Below are 17042 nucleotides of genomic sequence, written 5' to 3'. Positions count from 1 at the left end.
TTGGAGATAAAGGATCGAAGGCAACGCTCGAATCTAACGATTACAAAGACTTGCCATCTAACTTCAGCCTACTTCGATCCTCGCGATTGCATAGCGGCTAGGATCGAGGGCGACCTCGGTTTGTAGCAGCACCTTGAGTCGATTCGACAACCGCGTCAATGCGAACTCTCGTTCGGACAGCGATTGCAGTGAGGATTTCCCAAACGAGCCGACTCGCGACATGAAGGCCCGGGAGTGGCAGGATGTCACCGCCACGTTCATCAAGGATCCCGTTCCCATCATGTCGAATCCGAGCCTGCCCGAACCGCTGCGCCAATGGCTGGAGATGCTTCGCGAGGCCCAGGCCGTCGCGCGCGCCAACGGATTTCAGACGACCCCGGCCAGCGTTCGCGACGCACTGGCGAGCCTAACCCGGCGCTTCGTCACCCATGCCCCGACACCAGACTTGATCCGCGACGCGCGGATCCAGACAACCGACCACGAGATCCAGGTACGCATCTATCACCCGAATCCGAATCGCGCGCCTAACGTCGCGCTCTTCGTCCATGGTGGCGGACACATGGGCGGCAGCATCGAGGTCTACGACCCCATCGCACGCAAACTGACCGAGGCGAGCGGTCGGGTGCTGGTCTCAGTCGACTACGCGTTGGCACCGGAACACCCCTACCCGGCTGGATTCGAGGACGTCAGGACCTGCGCCGCATCCGTCTTCGATCTGCTCGAAACCGAAAGGCTGCCTCATACCCGCGCTCTTGCCACCATCGGGGACAGCGCCGGAGGGGCGCTCTGCGCCCAGCTCGCGCATTTGGCCCCGGAGCTGGACATCGAACGTCAGGTGCTCGTCTATCCGAGCCTCGACTACCGCCTCACTCAACCCTCGGCCGACACCTTCGCCGAGGGCTACCTGTTGGAACGCGAGCGCATCCTTTGGATGTTCGACGCCTATTTCCAGCACGCCGAGAACCGGCAACGGCTCTCTCCGATCGAGATGGCCGTCCCGCCCACCTATCCCGAAACACTCATTCTCACCGCCGAATGTGATCCGCTGCGCGACGAGGGCCTGCTCTATCACCGCCGATTGCTCGACCAAGGCATTCAGTCGACCCACATGGCGCTCGCGGGCAGCATCCACGCCTTCCTCAACCTTGAGGACCTGCTCCCGTAGGTCTGCGCGCAAAGCTATGCGGTGATCGGCGAATTCCTCTCGATTTGAATGAAGCCGGAGCCCGAATTCGCTGCCAGACCAAAAGCAAATCGGTGACCCGGCAGACAGGGCGAGCGCGAGACCTTGGAATGATGACTGCGGCCACGAATAGCAGGGCGCGCTTCATTTCACTTCATTCAAAAGAATACGGGTTATTCGCACCTAAAAACACCGTACCCCTCGCTGACGCTTGACAGCACCCCTCGGCCGCGATAGGTTCTAGTCGCCATATCCCGCAATAGACGTACTCCCCTCCTGAACATAAAGGCCACTTATGAGCGAGCAAAAAAATACCCGCCCCAAGGTTCCTGACGGCCACAGCCGGTTTATCGTGACCCGTCAGAAGCAACCCAATGAACAGGGGTTCGTTGGATACGATGTCATTTGGGAAAAGTTCCAGAAAGAGGTCGAGTATCAGACCCCGAAGCGTCCTTAGATGATGCACGGCCGCGTGAACATGAATCGCTCGCGCGGCCGCCAGGTCTCGAGAATCATCCGCAGATACGATCAATCGGCGACTATCAAAAATGAAGTTAACACTGGCGAGTTCGAAATTCGACGAGCAACAGGCTATTTTCACCGCCGAGATCGTTGAACGAATCAAGATCAAGCTTCAAGAAGCTGGCGTGGAACAAGACAAGCTGGAAGACCTCACCGCAAGTATTGCGTTGAGCATCGCCGCCACCATTGACGATCTTGCAGGAATCGAGACAGATGGCGTGGAGGTACACCCCTATTTAACGTTCCGTACCGATGAGGACGAACTCATTCATTGCGGTGAAAACGCCTATACCTACGAGAATGTCTATAGCGCCATGATGAAGCTGTTTCACCCTTAGCGGAAAGACCGCAAGAACCGGCGCGGATCCTTAATCAGGTGAAATCGGATAGAGCTTCTTGTCTGGAATGACGCCGCGCACTCCGCCCTTCGGGTTTTCAACGTCCCCTTTGTATCGAGGGATCACATGGATATGCAAGTGATGAATGGATTGCCCGGCCCAGTGACCGACGTTGATGCCAATATTGTAGCCATCCGGATGGTATCGCTCGTCGACGATCTCCTTCCCTCGGGCCACCAAACCCCATAGGTCGATTAACTCGTCATCGTTGATGTCGAAGTAGCTTGCAAAATGTCGATACGGGATGACCAGAAAGTGCCCGGGACTTGCAGGATACCGATCATAGGCGGCAAACCCATGCTCGCTCTCGATCAGCAGATGTCTGCCGGGTTTGGATACGCAGAAACGACAGGGTTCTTCGTCCTTTACGCTGGGATCTGTGCTGTTCATGACAGGTTACTCGCTTGACGGACCGTTAGCCGGCACTCGATTTAGATGGGTCTGGTTAGAAGTCCACCGAGGTCTGGCCCCTTATCCACCTTGCCGCCCGCGATGATCTCTTCATCCGTTGCATCGCGCACGCTCAGGATCTCGAGCTCGAACACGACCATCCTGCCGCAAAGCGGATGATTCCCATCGATTGTCAGCGTCTTGTCGTCCATTCGGGTGACGAGAAAGCTTTTGGCCTGACCCTTGTCGTTCTCCATCAGAATGCGCGTACCGACTTCCCGATACTCCTCGGGGACGTTCTCGATCAAATCGGTGATGACCAACGACTCATCCCTGGCGCCATAGAGATCGGTGCAGTCGATCGGCACCGATATCGTCTCTCCAGCCGACTTCCCTTCCAATTCGGCCATGACCTGAGGAGACAACACATCGTTGCTGCCGTGCACATAGCCCAGTGGAAACTCCACGGTCGTCAGGATATCCCCCGTCTTCTGATCCAGAATCCGATAGGTCAGCTCGACGAACCTGTTATCTGCAATGGTGTGTTTCATAGCCCGCTTCATGGATCAGAAAATCGATGCGGCGAAGATCCGCACCTCACCTCGCTCGTAGCCGAGGACCATCCGTCCCAGCCACTCGCCTTCTCGCGTTTTGCACCGTACCCGGTAGAGAACCGTTACATGCTGACCACGCCGGATGATCCCTAGAAAGTCCCGTTCCTCGACAAGATTGCGCGCCAGCTCGCTGTGAGCGAACTGATTACCTACTTCGACCTCGTTCAAACCAAGCAGCAAGTCGTAAGAGAATTTTTTGATGAACTTGCCATACTGGCCTTTGTTCGAATAATTGACGAGGTCGTCCCACATAGGATGCGCGATCTCGAGTATCTCTTCGTCAGTCTTATCGATAATGTTCATTTCACATCGCCATCAAGCAAAATAAGCAACCGGCTTAGAATGATCAGGGAAAGACGCCAAAGTGCTTCGCGATTCACCTGCCGGTAAAAAGCAAGGCCCCTGGATAGACCAAGGGCCCATGCCTTAAGACACGCTTGAGACTACTCCTCTACGAGGTGATACAAAGGCGCCTTTTCCATGGTGTATTCACCCGTTTCCGGATCGCGGCGCGAGACGGTGAGCACATGCCAGTTCTCGTCGTCGAGCTTCATTGCGTCGCCACGGTAGTAATAACCCGGCCAGCGGGTTTCCTTGCGGAACAGGGTGTGCTGAATGACGGCCTCGGACGTGAGATGACGATGCTTCAGTTCCCAGGCGCGCAGCAGCTCATGGATGTTCTCTGCCGCGATCTTCTCGAGATCCTCCTCCATCATCTTCATTTTCTTCAGGCCGATGTTCAGCAGCTTCTCGTTGGTCATGTAGCTGACCGTCACACCGCCAGCGTACTCGTCCATCAGCTTCTGCAGGCGATCCAGCCCCTGGCGCGGATTGATGTAGTTCGGGTTGACCGAACCGGCCGTGATCTCGTTCCGATAGACCCGGTAATGCTCCAACGGCTTGTAGATCTCTTCCCTGCGACGTTCGATCTGCGCGTCGGAGACACGGATGCCTTCGGCCTTGCCGTCGTCGATGTACTGACAGGCCGCCTTCGCGGCAAGACGGCCCTCGGTGAAGGAGCCGGACGAGAAGGCGTGCGGCGTGCCGCCAACAGCGTCACCGGCACCGAACAGACCCTCGACCGTGGTCATGCGGTTGTAGCCCCAGAAATACTCCGACGGCGAGACATCCTCCGGCCCCGAGCACCAGGCGCCGCAGCCGGTCGCGTGCGAGCCCATGACATAGGGCTCGGAGGTGGTCAGCTCCGGGTTCTCGTTTTTCGGGTCGACATCGGTCGCGGCCCAGAGCACCGCCTGGCCGACGGTCATACCGAGGAAGTTGTGCCAGCCGATCTCTTCGAGATGCGGGTCCTGGAACGCCTCCATGGTCACCATGTGGATCGGACCGCGACCGGCATTGACCTCATTGATGAAGGCATGGTTGCGCAAACAGGTCGGGATGGGACGATGCGTCCGGTGCGACGCCTCCGGATCCAGATATTCCTTACCGACCATTTCCTGCAGTTGCGGCCACCATTTAGACTCGTACTCCTCGCCGATACCATTTTGCGTATAGGTCTTGAGGTGCAGGAAGTAGGCGCCGACCGGACCGTAACCGTCCTTGAAGCGCGCCAGAACGATCCGGTTCTCCATCTGGGTCATCTTGGCGCCGGCGCCGATCAGCAAGCCATAGGCCGAGCCCGACGACCAGGGCGCATACCAGACACGACCCGCACCCTCGCCCACCGAGCGTGGCTTGAAGATGTTCGAGGCGCCGCCTGCGGCAACGATGACCGTTTTGGATTTGAAGACGTGATAGTTACCGGTGCGCACATTGAAGCCGACGGCACCGGCCACACGGTTCGGCTTGGCCTCATCCATCAACAGATGGGTCACACAGATGCGGTTGAAGACCTTGTCGGCGGACTTCTTCGCGGCTTCGGCGACGATCGGCTTGTAGGACTCGCCGTGAATCATGATCTGCCATCGACCCTCGCGCTGATAGGCCCCCGTCTTCGGGTTGCGCATCAGGGGCAGCCCCCATTCCTCGAACTGATGCACGGTCGAGTCGACGTGACGGGCCATATCGAACAGCAGGTCTTCGCGCACCATCCCCATCAGATCGATACGCGCGTAACGGACATGGTCTTCCGGGTTATTCTCGCCGAAACGGGTTCCCATGTAGCAGTTGATGGCGTACAGACCCTGCGCCACGGCGCCGGAGCGATCGATGTTCGCCTTTTCGGCGATGACGATCTTCTTATCCTTACCCCAGTACCTCGACTCGAAGGCGGCGCCCGTGCCGCCCAAGCCGGCCCCGGCGACCAGGATGTCGATACCGTCTTCGATGATTGTCTTGTAAGCCATCAGTAGTACACCCCTGCTTTCATCTTCAGGCCATTGGACTCGAGCGTATGAAGGCCGCCGTCATCGAGGCGGATGTACTTGGGCTCGTTGAACAACAGCTGGCTGTCGCGCATGTCCGTGCTAGGCGCGGGTACATCGGCGAGTTTCGGAATGCCCGTCCCCCAAGGCTTGGTGGTGATGGGTGCCAGCAGATTCATATCCTTCTCGCCGTTGCGGAAGATGATCCGCCAGGCGATGACACCCTTTTCCTCATCACGGCGCACACGAACCGAGTGGCCCAAGGGGGCGAAATCGGCATAGCCACGCACGTCGATCGCGTTATGCGGGCACGCCTTGACGCAGGAGTAGCACTCCCAGCACATGTTGGGCTCGATGTTGTAGGCGCGTCGGACGGTCGTATCGATGTGCATGATGTCCGAGGGGCAGATATCCACGCACTGGCCACAACCATCGCAGCGAGTCATATAGACGAAAGTTGGCATCTTCTAGTCCTCTTCGTGATTCGATTCGGCGAATCAGGATTCAGTAATGGCTCGGAGCGTCGCGCTTGATACCCAGCCCCATGTAGGGCGGGGTCTCGCCCATGTACTCCGGGATATCCGGATAGCGCTGCTTGACGCTGGGATCCGTCAGCTCGGGTAGATCGGGCAACTTGTCCCTCGAACCGTCGGCCTTGGCGACCTTCTTCTGGAACGCGGCGGCGGGCTTGTAGAACATGTGCGCGAACTTGGACCAGAAGACGGTGCTGAACAGCGTGGTGGCCGCGCCGATGAAGATGACCAGCGCGATGGTCGAGTTGAACAGGGACCACACCAGCGCGAAGGTCACCGTCAGCAGCAGCGAAACGATGAACAGATCGGAGAGATGCACGTCGTACCACTCGTGGCCCTCGGAGCGCACGTCGACGCGGATCTTGAACCAGAACCAGTAGCCGCCGATGCAGACCATCAGGGCACCCAGATGCCAGAGCAGGGCCATGAAGGCCGAGCCCTCGCCTTCCGCGAGCGGCAGGGCGAAGATCTGGAGCGCGGTGGTCACCACGAAGATGACGAAGCCGTAGCTGATGAGCAGGTGGGACTTGCGCCGGTCGGGATTCTCGAACTCGCCCGAGGCCAAAACCTCGTTCGCGAGCGTACCGAGGGCGATGCTGACCTTCTCTGCGCCCTTGACGTCACGCTTGGCGAGTTTCTTGAGCGTCTGTCCTTTCTCGAAGAAGTACTTTGCACTCTTCTTGTGCATGACGTCGAGCAGGGTGCCACCGATGACCAAAAGGATCATCAGCACGACATAGGCCTGCATCACAGCAGGCGAGATGAGCGCCGAAAGCTCGGCGAAGGGATTGGCGATCATGATGAGCTGGCCTCCGTTATGGATTAGCGTACAGCCTAGGGAAAGACCCCGGATGGCAATCCGGCACCCGATCAGCGTCTTTTCGGCACCCTGAAGCGTCACACTCGGTTTGCTTCAGCGGATCCGTTCTTGTGCCGCTCGGCGACAGACCGCCTTCAACTGTGACGCGTCCTGCCTTCGGCGGGATCGGAAACCGTTTTCGAGATCTCAGGACACTCGGCCCTAACGAAAAACTTCTTGGTTTTTTAGTGCATTATCGAGTGCTCACATAGAGCACCTGTGTGGATACTAGAGACTTCGGGCTGTTTTACACAACTCGACTATGACGCAACCAGATGACCTCGATCATCAATTTCGCAACATATGGGGTCAGAAACCCAGTTTATCGCAGCAAAAACCAAGCAGAACGTCCCTGCCAATAGGGTGACCTCAAAGCCATACGCGGTCCTGTAACCGATTGAATTGACAGGCACACGTGGCGAACCGACTTTCGTTGACTACAGCGAGGTACGAGGAATCGGCCCGCGTTACCGGACGTCATTGCTCGTACCTCGGTGTCAGGCTCGACATGACCTCGGACCCCGGAAAGTCCCCATGCCGCTCGCCAGAGCGCGGCATGGAGTGTTGCCTGCCAGGGAGACAAACCCGTCGGCACTCCCAACGCTTCAAACGAATACCCGCTAATCGTGTCCGGTTTTTTTCGCACAAGCGCCCTGGACGCCTATTTCTTGGCGGATCCATACACAAAGTATCAATTCGGCCCCGCAGACCGGCAACGTACAATGTCCGCGCTTTTCCGACATTCACCGAATCGTCCCGCCAGAGCTTCCGACTGACGCAGCCGCGCGCTCTGCCGCGTGGTCGATGCTGATACCTGGAGACACCTTCATTGGCCGAGAAGAGTTTCGATTACATCGTCGTCGGCGCCGGCTCCGCCGGGGCGACCATCGCCGCCAACCTGATCGAGCGGCGCAAGGGGACCGTCCTCTTGCTCGAGGCGGGCGCGAACGACCGCGATCCACTCATCCACATTCCAGCGGCGGTCGGTCAAGCGATTCCGCGCCATACCTGGCCCTATGCCGCCGAGCCCGCCGAGGAAACCAACGGACGCGTCCTGCCGGTCTTGCAGGGACGCGTCCTGGGAGGTTCGAGCTCGGTCAACGGCATGCTCTACGTTCGCGGCCAGCGCGAGGATTACGATCGTTGGGAGACGGAGTTCGGATGCACCGGCTGGAACGCGGGCGAGATGCTGCGCTATTTCAAGAAGTCCGAGAACAACGAGTCGCTCTCCGGCGAATTCCACGGTAACGATGGACACCTGAGGGTCAGCGAGAACCGCTATCGTCACCCCCTGACCCAGGCATGCATTCGCGCCGGGCAGCAGCTCGGCTACCAATACATCACCGATTACAACAACTGGCGCCAGGAGGGATGCGGATTCTTCCAGGCGGCGACCATCAACGGCCGGCGCTGCTCGACCTCGGTCGCCTATCTCAGCGGGGTCAGGAAGAACCCCAACCTGAGCATCGTCACCGACGCGCTGGTCGAGCGCATCGAGATCGAGAACAAGCGCGCCACCGGGGTGACCTGGCGCCGCAGCAACGCCCGCCACACCGCCACGGCGCGCGCGGAGGTGATCGTCTGCGCAGGCGCAATCGGCTCGCCGAAGCTGCTGCAGCTTTCGGGCGTGGGCCCCGTGGACGCGCTCGAGGCGGTCGGCATCCAGCCCAAACTGGTGCTGCCGGTGGGCGAGAACTTCCACGACCACATGCACATGTCGGTCAACGCCACGACCCGTCATCCGATCTCGCTGTACGGACAGGATCGGGGACTGAGGGCGCTGCGCAACCTCACGCAGTGGCTGCTGTTCCGCACCGGCATCCTCACCTCCACCATCCTGGAGGGCTTTCTGTTCGCCGACACCTGCAATCAGGGACGCCCGGACGTGGAGCTGCACTTCCTGCCGGTGATCGATTCATTCGACGATCCGGTCGGAGCCACTGCTGGACGCACCCACGGCCTGACGATCAAGACCGGCCATCTGCAGCCGCGCTCGCGCGGACGCGTCACCCTGCGCTCGAACGACCCGAACGCGCTGCCGCGCATCGAGGCCGGCTATCTTTCCGACCCCGAGGATCTGGCGGGACAGGTGCGCGCGACCAGGCTGGCCTTACAGGTCCTCGAACAGCCGACGCTGCGCGCCATGATCGACGAGGTCTTCAATCCCGCCTGCTCCATCGACGACGATGCCGCGATCGAGGAATGGGTGCGCAACTCCTCGAAGACGGTCTTTCACCCAGTCGGCACCTGCCGCATGGGCACAGATCCCAAGACCTCGGTCACCGATCTGCAGCTGCGCGTGCACGGCATCGCCAATCTGCGCGTGGCGGACAGCTCTTCGATGCCCCAGGTTCCGAGCGGCAACACCAACGCGCCGGTCATCGCGCTCGCCGAAAAGGCGGCGGATCTCATCTGCGAGGCGGCCTGAGCGCCCGAGCAATCCAAGCAAGAGGAATCAACGACTATGGCTCTCGTGAAACGGCTTGAGGAAGTGGACCAGTTCCTGGCCCGCGACCACGGGCATTACATCGACGGCAAGGCGATCGCGGGCTCTGGAACCGAGCGCATCCAGGTCACCAACCCGGCCAGCGGCCAGGTGGTCGGATCGGTCGCCGTGGCCACCGAGGCGGAGGTCGAGGCGGCGATCGCCTCCTCGCACGCCGCCTTCCAGGGCGCCTGGGCGCAGACGACTCCGGCCGAGCGCGAACGCATCCTGATGCGCTTCGCCGATCTGCTCGAGGAGCACGGCGAGGAGATCGCCCAGATCGAAACCGCACAGTCCGGCAAGCTGATCGGCCTCTCGCGCGTCATCGAGGCCGGCTGGTCGGCGCGCTGGCTGCGCTACTATGCCGGCTGGGCGACCAAGATCGCGGGCGAGACGCTCTCGCCCTCCTATCCCAGCATGGGCGGCGAACGCTATACCTCCATGACCCTGCGTCAGCCGCTGGGCGTGGTGTTCGCCATCATTCCCTGGAACTTCCCGGTCATGATCCCGGTGTGGAAGTTCGGCGCAGCGCTCGCCACCGGCAACACGGTGCTGCTGAAGTCCTCCGGCCACACGCCCCTGGCGCTGATGCGGGTGGCCGAACTGGGCACCCAGGCTGGCCTGCCGCCAGGCGTGCTCAACGTCGTCAACGGCCGCGGTGCGATCGGCAACCAAGTGATCTCGGATCCTCGGGTGGCCAAGGTCTCGCTAACCGGCTCGGTGCAGACCGGACATATCGTGGGGCGCGAGGCGGTAAACGAAAACTTCACCCGCTTCACCCTCGAACTCGGCGGCAAGAACCCAGCGGCCTTCCTGCCCGACACGCCGATCGATAAGATCCTCGACGGCATCGTCGAGGCCGGCTTCCTGCACTGCGGGCAGGTCTGCGCCTCGGCCGAGCGATTCTTCGTCCACCGCTCTCAGATCGACGAGGTGCTCGCCCGCATGAAGGAACGCCTGGAGAGCTTCGCTCCGGCCGATCCCATGGACGAGACGGGCATGGTCGGCCCCGTGGCCAATAAGGCGCAGTACGAGAAATGCCTGGAGGCATTCGAGAAGGCACGGCGCGACGGCGACGAGATCGTGACCGGCGGCGAGGCCTACGACTGCGACGGCCTCTATATCAAGCCGACGATCGTGCGCCCCAAATCGCTCGACTCCGCGTCCTTCCGCGAGGAGGTGTTCGGCCCCTTCGGCGCCTTCGTCGCCTATGACGACGAGGACGAACTGATCGCCATGATGAACGACACCCCCTTCGGCCTGACGGCAAGCCTCTGGACCAACGACCTTTCCAAGGCGCTGCGTCTGGTGCCGCGCATCGAGGCGGGGACCGTGTGGATCAACATGCACACCATGGTCGACCCGGCCGTGCCCTTCGGCGGCGCCAAGGGATCCGGCGTGGGACGCGAGTACGGCTCCGCCTTCATCGATGACTTCACCGAGCTGAAGTCGGTCACCATCCGCTACTAACCCCGAGGCGGCACATCCGCCGTCTGTGTGCGATCCGGGCCTGCGCGGACAGGTCCGGATCCTTACGAGATAGTCCCTTCCCCCTCATCATTGCTGTGCGCCTGCCACCAGTTGTTGCGGGGGCTTGTGCTGACGCAATACTCGCCCTTACCCGATTCGACACCTGCTCACAAATCGCGTGTTGCTTGAGTCGACAGTTGCTCGACAAGATACTCAAGGGCTTTTTCTAGCTGTGCGTCCTGTCCGGCGCAATAGCGAACATCGAATGGAACTTCAATGTCTGGTGAAACACCCATTCCTTCCAGATCAACACCATCGACTAAGGCGCTTTGCACTGCAAGAAAAAGGACGGCGCCATTAGACAATGGGAAAAGCCGACCTCCAAGGACCTGCCCCGCCGTCCGCTCGCCAATGACTTTTACCTGTTCATATCTTCGAGCACCATATGCCAATATTTCTTTTCCACTTCGACTAGACCCGTCAACCAAGTAAACCGCTTTTTTTCGCCATTGGGAATCGAAAACAGTTTCCGCGCCATCTCTATGATGCATCTTGAGGACAGGAATATTCGTATTGAAGATATTAAGATAAGATGGCGCCGCCCCGCCCATGCCATATCGCAAATCAATGATCAACGCATCGGCTTCTTTCAATTGACCCCACTGAATGGTATTCAGTAATTCCTGCTGATACTCATAACCCGCGTAAGAATAAATATGAATATAGCCAATGCGCTTCTTATTTCGCTCAATAATCCGAACGCTGGATTTCTGTGCTTCCAACATCTCCTTCTTGGGATTAACGAGCACAGGCTTCATTGCAATCGTGAATGGCTCGCCCATCTGTTTTCGTCGTATTTCAAAAACCACATCCTCCCCGACATACGAACGAAGTGAAGCGATTGGCGAGTAAGGTTCAGCATTGACGGAAAGAATTTCATCACCCTTTAACAGCCCCGCTTTCTCGGCCACACTTCCAGCAAGAACAGAGGCAATGTACAGGCGCTTCTCGATTTCTTGGGTTAAAATACCAACTGTTGGATACAAAACCTCTTTCCCATCGAATAATTCGCCGATCTCTGGAATTTTTGAAAACAACGCACACAGCTGGTAATACTCATAATCATCTGGCGTTAAATAGTACGTGTGAGAAGCATTCAACTCACCAAGCATGGCATTCACCAAACTGGAAAACGCTTGTTGAGAATGAACATTTTGCAGCTTCATGAGATAGTCGGCTTTAATTACAGGAAAATCCTTGGCTACCTGGTCTGGGTTATAAAAATTCTCTTCGACAAGATCAGTGATCTCATCAAATAAAGCAGAATAGGATCTATGGTTTTCCTTAGCCGCAGCCGTTGAAGCCTGCACAATAATGAGGCACACACTCAAAATAAGCAGGATGAGTCTTTTCATGGCAAGGCTCTTAAATTTCACAATGAGAATAATCACACGGGACGTAAAACCTAACAACCGGTTCAGATCGTCGCTCGCTTCGCTCGGACGATCTAACCTTATTCGTTAGATTATTTCTCCCAGTATTCACTCAAAGCCCGCTCGATTGCCGGGTGGTCAAATTTGTAGTCGTCTTGGTTAAGGCACCATTTCAAGTACGTCACGACCGCCAATTTCTGGGTTTTTGAAAATGTGCTAAACCTCGAAAGAGAATCATCATCAAGCTGCTCTAAATGGAATAATGGATCATCCACTTTCTCGTCAAGACTTGCTAAAATATACGCAGGCAAATGAAACCGCATGCCATTTGCATCAAAGAATGAAAGACTGCTATGGCATCTCTGCAACTGATCCTTATTAAATTTAGTCCAGTCTTCTTTTTCGTCTTTCTCACGGAATCTTTTTTGCGTGACTACCGTTTCGTAATCGTCGATTGCTTGCGCCTCCCACAGGCCAATACCGTCGCCTAGCTTGACGCCCTCAAAAGCTGATCTAATTTCGTCTTTAACGTTTGACTTGTCCATTGCTAATTAATCTAACGACCAAGGTAAGCCGACCCGCGCGCGGCACCACGCTTGAGATTAGCCCACGACGCCGGCCGCGCGGGGTCGGCTTTACCGCCGTGTTAGGCGCTTTTCACTTTATCCGATCGAGACAAAATAAATCTGTCCCCTTTTCGCGGAGGCACCACCGCTTCCGGTAGCACCGTTCAATTTTGTCAATTAGACCGGCCACCGCCGCAGTGACCGTTCTACTCGCAACTCAAACTGCTCCACTTGTGCCCTTGTAAGCTGCTCGCTCTTGTATAGCGACAGAACGTCCAGACGACACTGTGGGGCGCAGGTGCCGACGATGGCTGTCTTGAGCACACGCTTGACAGGCTGGCGTAGTACAAACCGATCTACCCACCATGGAGAACCAAGCGAAGTGACGGCCAGCATACGGCGGAGATTCTTGAGCCTGGGTTTGATGGGACCGTAATAACCAGCATGGTCATATGCCACGCCTGGCGCCCAGACCCGATCAAACCATCCCTTGAGAATGGCAGGAAAGCCAAACCACCAAGTGGGAAAAACCAGAACGATTGCTTCTGCCGCCAGCAGCCTCTCAATCTGCGGCGCAACTCGCTGAGCCGCATAGGGACCAGCGTAATAACTGGCTCGCTCTGCTTCTGTCAGAGAAGCAGCAAACCCGTCAGCGTAGAGATCTTCCGCCTCAACCACATGACCGGCAGCACGAAGCACATCACTGGCCCGGTGAGTAAGTGATGTGCACAGGCTTTCTGAAAGGGGATGAGCTTTTACAACAAGGCACTTCATTTGAAATTAGCTGTTACGTCCCGGCTAGCGAATTACGTAAACTGTCCCCAGAACTGCCAATAAGCCGACCTAAAAGCGCGCTACCACAAGCTCAGATGCTCTCGCCGAGTACGACGCGCGCTTTTTGGGTCGGCTTGATTCAATTGTTAGGGTCAATATCTTCTAGCGTAAGCGGGTCTTTGATTCCAGGCATCCTGTGCCTTGTTTTATAAAAATAGCCAATAGCTTGATTCCTCGCCGCCTCTGTAGATTTGTTATATTCGGCTCCGGTAATGTCTATACTGCACAGCATACATGACCATCCGGTAGGATTATTAGGGTTTTCTTGAATAGAGTTTTTCCGTAGCAACATATCGCACTTTTTACAAACAACATCTTCCGGGTCAAGAATGTCGAATTTTGGATGGATGGTTAAATACACAACGATTCCTTCTGGAATCACCGATATGTTTTTATTTGTGTATGAAAGCAACTCAAAGCTAGTGTATTTTTTCAGCTTGCTATATATAGCATGGAGCACAACAAATGTTGGTAATAGCAATAATGTTAATAGCCATGTTGGCACTGTATCCGGTATCCAAGTTGCTAATCCTTGGGATTCTAGCCAAACCAGCATGGGTGAGAGAAGAATGACCAAAATCATTAAAGAGATATGGGCTGGGTATTCCAGCGCGCGATCAAGTAGCTTCTTTATTAGGCTTCCGGCCGTTGTTTCTAATAGTGTCATTTTATTAAGCACTTATCACTGCAGCTTTTTTCGTTCTTGTGGTACACGGTGATTTGATTGGGTTTGCACCCTAACGTCACCCATAAGCCGGGCCATACTGCGCTCTGACAACACTACGGGATTGCTCTGAGTTCGTTGCGCAGAATGGCCTCGGCTTGATGAGCGTGTTAGGCGATTCTTTCTCGTCAATTTCTCCGGCGGATTCTAGGAGTGATGCACACTGTTCTCTAGACTCAACGATTTTTGCTCTTGGTTTGCCTGCGTTCACGCCAATCTACGGCCCTCCGCCACATTCTTTGAAATACACTTTCAGTGTCCTTGGTATCAACAACCAATCCGGTGAACAAGGATTTATGGCTTTCCCCATCAATTTTCCCATGCTGAGCCCATCTATCTATAGATGCGTAATCGAAATCCGTTTCAGATAGTTGGATCAAACGTACAGTTTCTCGAAATAGGTCGAGACCGAAAGCAGAAGATTTTGCCATAAGCTCGATAAGCTCTGGATTCAATGTGTCTGCGTGAATTTCCTTGTAACGCTCAAAAGCGACTTGTGAAATCCCTGTCATATTGTTCGTCTTGGCATACAAATACCAAGCTTCAGAACGATTATAATCCTGAAGTTTTCGTCTTTCGTGACTTTGATATAGCGCGTATCCTAATCCGGCGATGCCAAGCCCAACACTGACAACCGACAAAATATCCATGAGTGAACCTACATACGAAGAAACCTAACGCCTGCCATAACCGAGCCCAAAAAGAAGAGCGACGAAGCAGCGGCGCTTTTTGGGGTCCGAGTTTATGGCATTGTTATGCGCTACCCGCCGTTGTAACCAAATTCTATGGAAAGCAGTTTTTTCTTCCACAAAGATTCTCTCTGAATAACTTGATCTGGAGTTTTTGTTGTTGGCAATATTTCCAAAATAGTGAACTTGAAGTTGTTTTTAAAATATGCCTCGGTGTGCTGATTAAATAATTCGACCAACTCTTTGTTCCCACCGTGAGCACCGTAAATGTATTCGCTCCATCGTCCCCATATCCCTTCAGCACCATAGGCAGAACCTACATAATGCCTTCCAGTTTTCTTATCTGTTAGAAGATACACCCCAAACACGTTGCTTAGCGCTACCTTCCAGTCATTAAGTTGATTTTTTATAACGATCTCCATCTGCTCAAAGCTGTGATTAATTTCATCATACGAACAAAATGGCTCTCCTTGGTATTTGTACTCTAATATACTTGAGACCACAGAATGTTGAAAAATATAACTTGGAGTAAATACCGTGCCCCGTGAATTGCCGCCTTTGTATTCAATTATCAAGCGGCCTATTAAATCACTGTGTTCTTCAGAGTGGGCAACGTCATATTCTTCTCGGTCTCTGCGTAGAATATTGAACACGCCACCGTACAAGAATTTATTTCCATATATTTGAGCAAAGCTGACGATCCTGTCTTTCACAAATCGTTCCTTATTCGTCCCCCTATACACCTGCCAACCTAACCATTCCTCACTAGATCTGGCCAAAACATCTATAGGCCTTGTTCCTTCAGGCTCTTGTTTGGCGAGGTGAAAACGAAATTGGTTATCGTCATTGAACTCACTAAATATCAATTCAAGATTCATTTTTTCAGAACAAATGGTTGTCGGTTTTTTAACGCATAACAGTGAAATGGACTGATGTCCGGTAATATTGTGCTAACCTGAAGTCAGCCTAGCACAATATTTCAGGACCGCTATTCCTCGCCATTTTAATTCTCGTTCTGCACCTTCCGATGGTTCCAATACCCGGCGCGAAACCGGGAATCCATCCGGCTGGGATCGATACCTATCTCTATTAGAACGCCATCGCATCCCCCACAAACAACGCGAGTGGTACGTCAAACGCGCAGAGGCATTCATCGAGGCGATGCGCCCGACACGTATGCGGGAGGTGACGGAGGAGCAGATCACGGCCTTTTTCCCTCGTTATGCCCGTGAGCAGCGTTTGACTGACTGGCAGTTTCATCAAACCGTGGATGCCGTGCAACTGCTCCTCGTTGATCTAGCGCATAATCCGAGCGCGGAAAAGGTCGATTGGGACTATTGGAAATCGGCGGCGAAGGATCTGGCATCGGATCACTCGACCCTGCACGGACCGTGACGCCTGAGGAGGCCGTCGAGAACCGCTCCTATTTCCAACGCTCGGCCGAGGATCTCGATCTGTTGAAGTCGCTCGCACGCACACTGCGCGCGAGGCGCTATGTCATCCGGACCGAGCAGACCTATGTCGACTGGTGTCACCCCTTCATGCGCTTCTGTGGCAATTCGGATTCGGCAACTTGGGGACCAGCGGACGTCGAGCGTTTCCTGGCCTATCTGGCGGCCGATCGGGGTGTCGCGGCCAGTACCCAGAACCAGGCGCTCAATGCGCTGGTGTTCCTGTTTCGCCATGTCCTGGAGCGGCCTCTGGACGAGCTGCGCTTCACCCGTGGCCGGCGTCCGCCGCGCATGCCAGTCGTCTTGACCCGTGACGAGATCCGCGCCCTGTTCGACCAGTTGGCCGGGACGCGGGGCCAGTGAAGAGCCCCGTCGACGAACTTTAAGCTGCTTCACCTGCCCTTAACCCGCACTTAACCCCTCCAGGCGTATCTTTCCGATATCGGAAAATTTGAACCGCAAAGACGCGAAGGACGCTAAGAAATACGAGGTCGTGAATCTTCAGCGTCCTTCGACCTCTAGCCGGGCTTCGCCAAGGGCGTGAACCATTGAAACCCTTTGCGCGCT

18 protein-coding genes are annotated in these 17042 nt (G+C 55.8%); 6 read left to right on the top strand and 12 right to left on the bottom strand.

Annotation, left to right across the window (positions count from 1 at the left end; all coding sequences use genetic code 11):
• The first annotated feature begins 220 nt into the window (after nucleotides 1–220).
• Both THIDRDRAFT_RS07440 and THIDRDRAFT_RS07435 read left to right on the top strand, forming a co-directional pair.
• Complete coding sequence (locus THIDRDRAFT_RS07440; protein WP_007040216.1) at nucleotides 221–1165, top strand: alpha/beta hydrolase; 945 nt, start codon at nucleotides 221–223, stop codon at nucleotides 1163–1165.
• Between the two features lie 566 nt (nucleotides 1166–1731).
• Nucleotides 1732–2043 carry a hypothetical protein gene (locus THIDRDRAFT_RS07435; protein ID WP_007040214.1) on the top strand — a complete coding sequence of 104 codons (312 nt, stop codon included), beginning with the start codon at nucleotides 1732–1734 and terminating at the stop codon, nucleotides 2041–2043.
• A 30-nt stretch (nucleotides 2044–2073) separates the two neighbouring features.
• Here THIDRDRAFT_RS07435 and THIDRDRAFT_RS07430 read toward each other — a convergent pair whose 3' ends face one another.
• From THIDRDRAFT_RS07430 to THIDRDRAFT_RS07405, 6 genes are all read right to left on the bottom strand, one after another.
• On the bottom strand, nucleotides 2074–2493 hold the full coding sequence (locus tag THIDRDRAFT_RS07430) for an HIT family protein (protein ID WP_007040213.1): 420 nt from the start codon (nucleotides 2491–2493) through the stop codon (nucleotides 2074–2076).
• 41 nt (nucleotides 2494–2534) lie between these two features.
• Nucleotides 2535–3044, bottom strand: coding sequence for an FKBP-type peptidyl-prolyl cis-trans isomerase (locus THIDRDRAFT_RS07425; RefSeq protein ID WP_007040212.1), 510 nt, complete (start codon nucleotides 3042–3044; stop codon nucleotides 2535–2537).
• Between the two features lie 15 nt (nucleotides 3045–3059).
• The gene (locus THIDRDRAFT_RS07420; protein ID WP_007040211.1) at nucleotides 3060–3410 is read right to left on the bottom strand and encodes a hypothetical protein; all 351 of its coding nucleotides are present in this window, start codon (nucleotides 3408–3410) and stop codon (nucleotides 3060–3062) included.
• Nucleotides 3411–3550: 140 nt separating this feature from the next.
• Nucleotides 3551–5413, bottom strand: coding sequence for an adenylyl-sulfate reductase subunit alpha (gene aprA, locus THIDRDRAFT_RS07415; RefSeq protein WP_007040210.1), 1863 nt, complete (start codon nucleotides 5411–5413; stop codon nucleotides 3551–3553).
• Nucleotides 5413–5895: an adenylyl-sulfate reductase subunit beta gene (aprB, locus tag THIDRDRAFT_RS07410; RefSeq protein ID WP_007040209.1), complete on the bottom strand. Its 483-nt coding sequence runs from the start codon at nucleotides 5893–5895 to the stop codon at nucleotides 5413–5415. The genes aprA and aprB overlap by 1 nt, the downstream gene beginning before the upstream one ends.
• Nucleotides 5896–5935: 40 nt before the next feature.
• Entirely contained in the window at nucleotides 5936–6766 is an 831-nt protein-coding gene (locus THIDRDRAFT_RS07405; RefSeq protein WP_040844242.1) for a hypothetical protein, read from the bottom strand.
• Between the two features lie 886 nt (nucleotides 6767–7652).
• Between THIDRDRAFT_RS07405 and THIDRDRAFT_RS07400 the strand changes: the two genes are divergently transcribed.
• Entirely contained in the window at nucleotides 7653–9251 is a 1599-nt protein-coding gene (locus tag THIDRDRAFT_RS07400; RefSeq protein WP_007040207.1) for a GMC family oxidoreductase, read from the top strand.
• 36 nt (nucleotides 9252–9287) lie between these two features.
• Nucleotides 9288–10778, top strand: coding sequence for an aldehyde dehydrogenase family protein (locus tag THIDRDRAFT_RS07395; protein WP_007040206.1), 1491 nt, complete (start codon nucleotides 9288–9290; stop codon nucleotides 10776–10778).
• Nucleotides 10779–10945: 167 nt separating this feature from the next.
• Here THIDRDRAFT_RS07395 and THIDRDRAFT_RS07390 read toward each other — a convergent pair whose 3' ends face one another.
• The 6 genes from THIDRDRAFT_RS07390 to THIDRDRAFT_RS07380 all read right to left on the bottom strand — a co-directional run bounded on the left by THIDRDRAFT_RS07390 (nucleotide 10946) and on the right by THIDRDRAFT_RS07380 (nucleotide 15902).
• The gene (locus THIDRDRAFT_RS07390; protein ID WP_007040205.1) at nucleotides 10946–12193 is read right to left on the bottom strand and encodes a S41 family peptidase; all 1248 of its coding nucleotides are present in this window, start codon (nucleotides 12191–12193) and stop codon (nucleotides 10946–10948) included.
• A 110-nt stretch (nucleotides 12194–12303) separates the two neighbouring features.
• On the bottom strand, nucleotides 12304–12756 hold the full coding sequence (locus tag THIDRDRAFT_RS07385) for a DUF6714 family protein (RefSeq protein WP_040844187.1): 453 nt from the start codon (nucleotides 12754–12756) through the stop codon (nucleotides 12304–12306).
• Between the two features lie 198 nt (nucleotides 12757–12954).
• Nucleotides 12955–13551, bottom strand: a complete 597-nt coding sequence (locus THIDRDRAFT_RS24490) for an NAD(P)H-dependent oxidoreductase (RefSeq protein ID WP_007040204.1) — start codon at nucleotides 13549–13551, stop codon at nucleotides 12955–12957.
• A gap of 139 nt (nucleotides 13552–13690) precedes the next feature.
• Complete coding sequence (locus tag THIDRDRAFT_RS25525) at nucleotides 13691–14278, bottom strand: hypothetical protein (protein WP_007040203.1); 588 nt, start codon at nucleotides 14276–14278, stop codon at nucleotides 13691–13693.
• A 233-nt stretch (nucleotides 14279–14511) separates the two neighbouring features.
• Nucleotides 14512–14985: a hypothetical protein gene (locus tag THIDRDRAFT_RS25520; RefSeq protein WP_139058662.1), complete on the bottom strand. Its 474-nt coding sequence runs from the start codon at nucleotides 14983–14985 to the stop codon at nucleotides 14512–14514.
• A 110-nt stretch (nucleotides 14986–15095) separates the two neighbouring features.
• Nucleotides 15096–15902 (bottom strand): GIY-YIG nuclease family protein, encoded by an 807-nt coding sequence (locus tag THIDRDRAFT_RS07380; protein ID WP_007040202.1) that lies wholly within the window; start codon nucleotides 15900–15902, stop codon nucleotides 15096–15098.
• 283 nt (nucleotides 15903–16185) lie between these two features.
• On the opposite strand from THIDRDRAFT_RS07380, the gene THIDRDRAFT_RS26135 reads away from it, so the two are divergent.
• Together THIDRDRAFT_RS26135 and THIDRDRAFT_RS07370 are read left to right on the top strand one after the other, a co-directional pair.
• Complete coding sequence (locus THIDRDRAFT_RS26135) at nucleotides 16186–16419, top strand: hypothetical protein (protein ID WP_007040201.1); 234 nt, start codon at nucleotides 16186–16188, stop codon at nucleotides 16417–16419.
• Nucleotides 16416–16838 (top strand): site-specific integrase, encoded by a 423-nt coding sequence (locus THIDRDRAFT_RS07370; RefSeq protein WP_007040200.1) that lies wholly within the window; start codon nucleotides 16416–16418, stop codon nucleotides 16836–16838. Before THIDRDRAFT_RS26135 ends, THIDRDRAFT_RS07370 begins: the two co-directional genes overlap by 4 nt.
• Nucleotides 16839–17042: the final 204 nt, after the last annotated feature.

This window comes from Thiorhodococcus drewsii AZ1, assembly GCF_000224065.1.
GTDB classification, from domain to species: domain Bacteria; phylum Pseudomonadota; class Gammaproteobacteria; order Chromatiales; family Chromatiaceae; genus Imhoffiella; species Imhoffiella drewsii.
The sequence above is the reverse complement of the archived record's forward strand: the minus strand, read 5'-3'. Positions and strand labels throughout refer to the sequence as shown.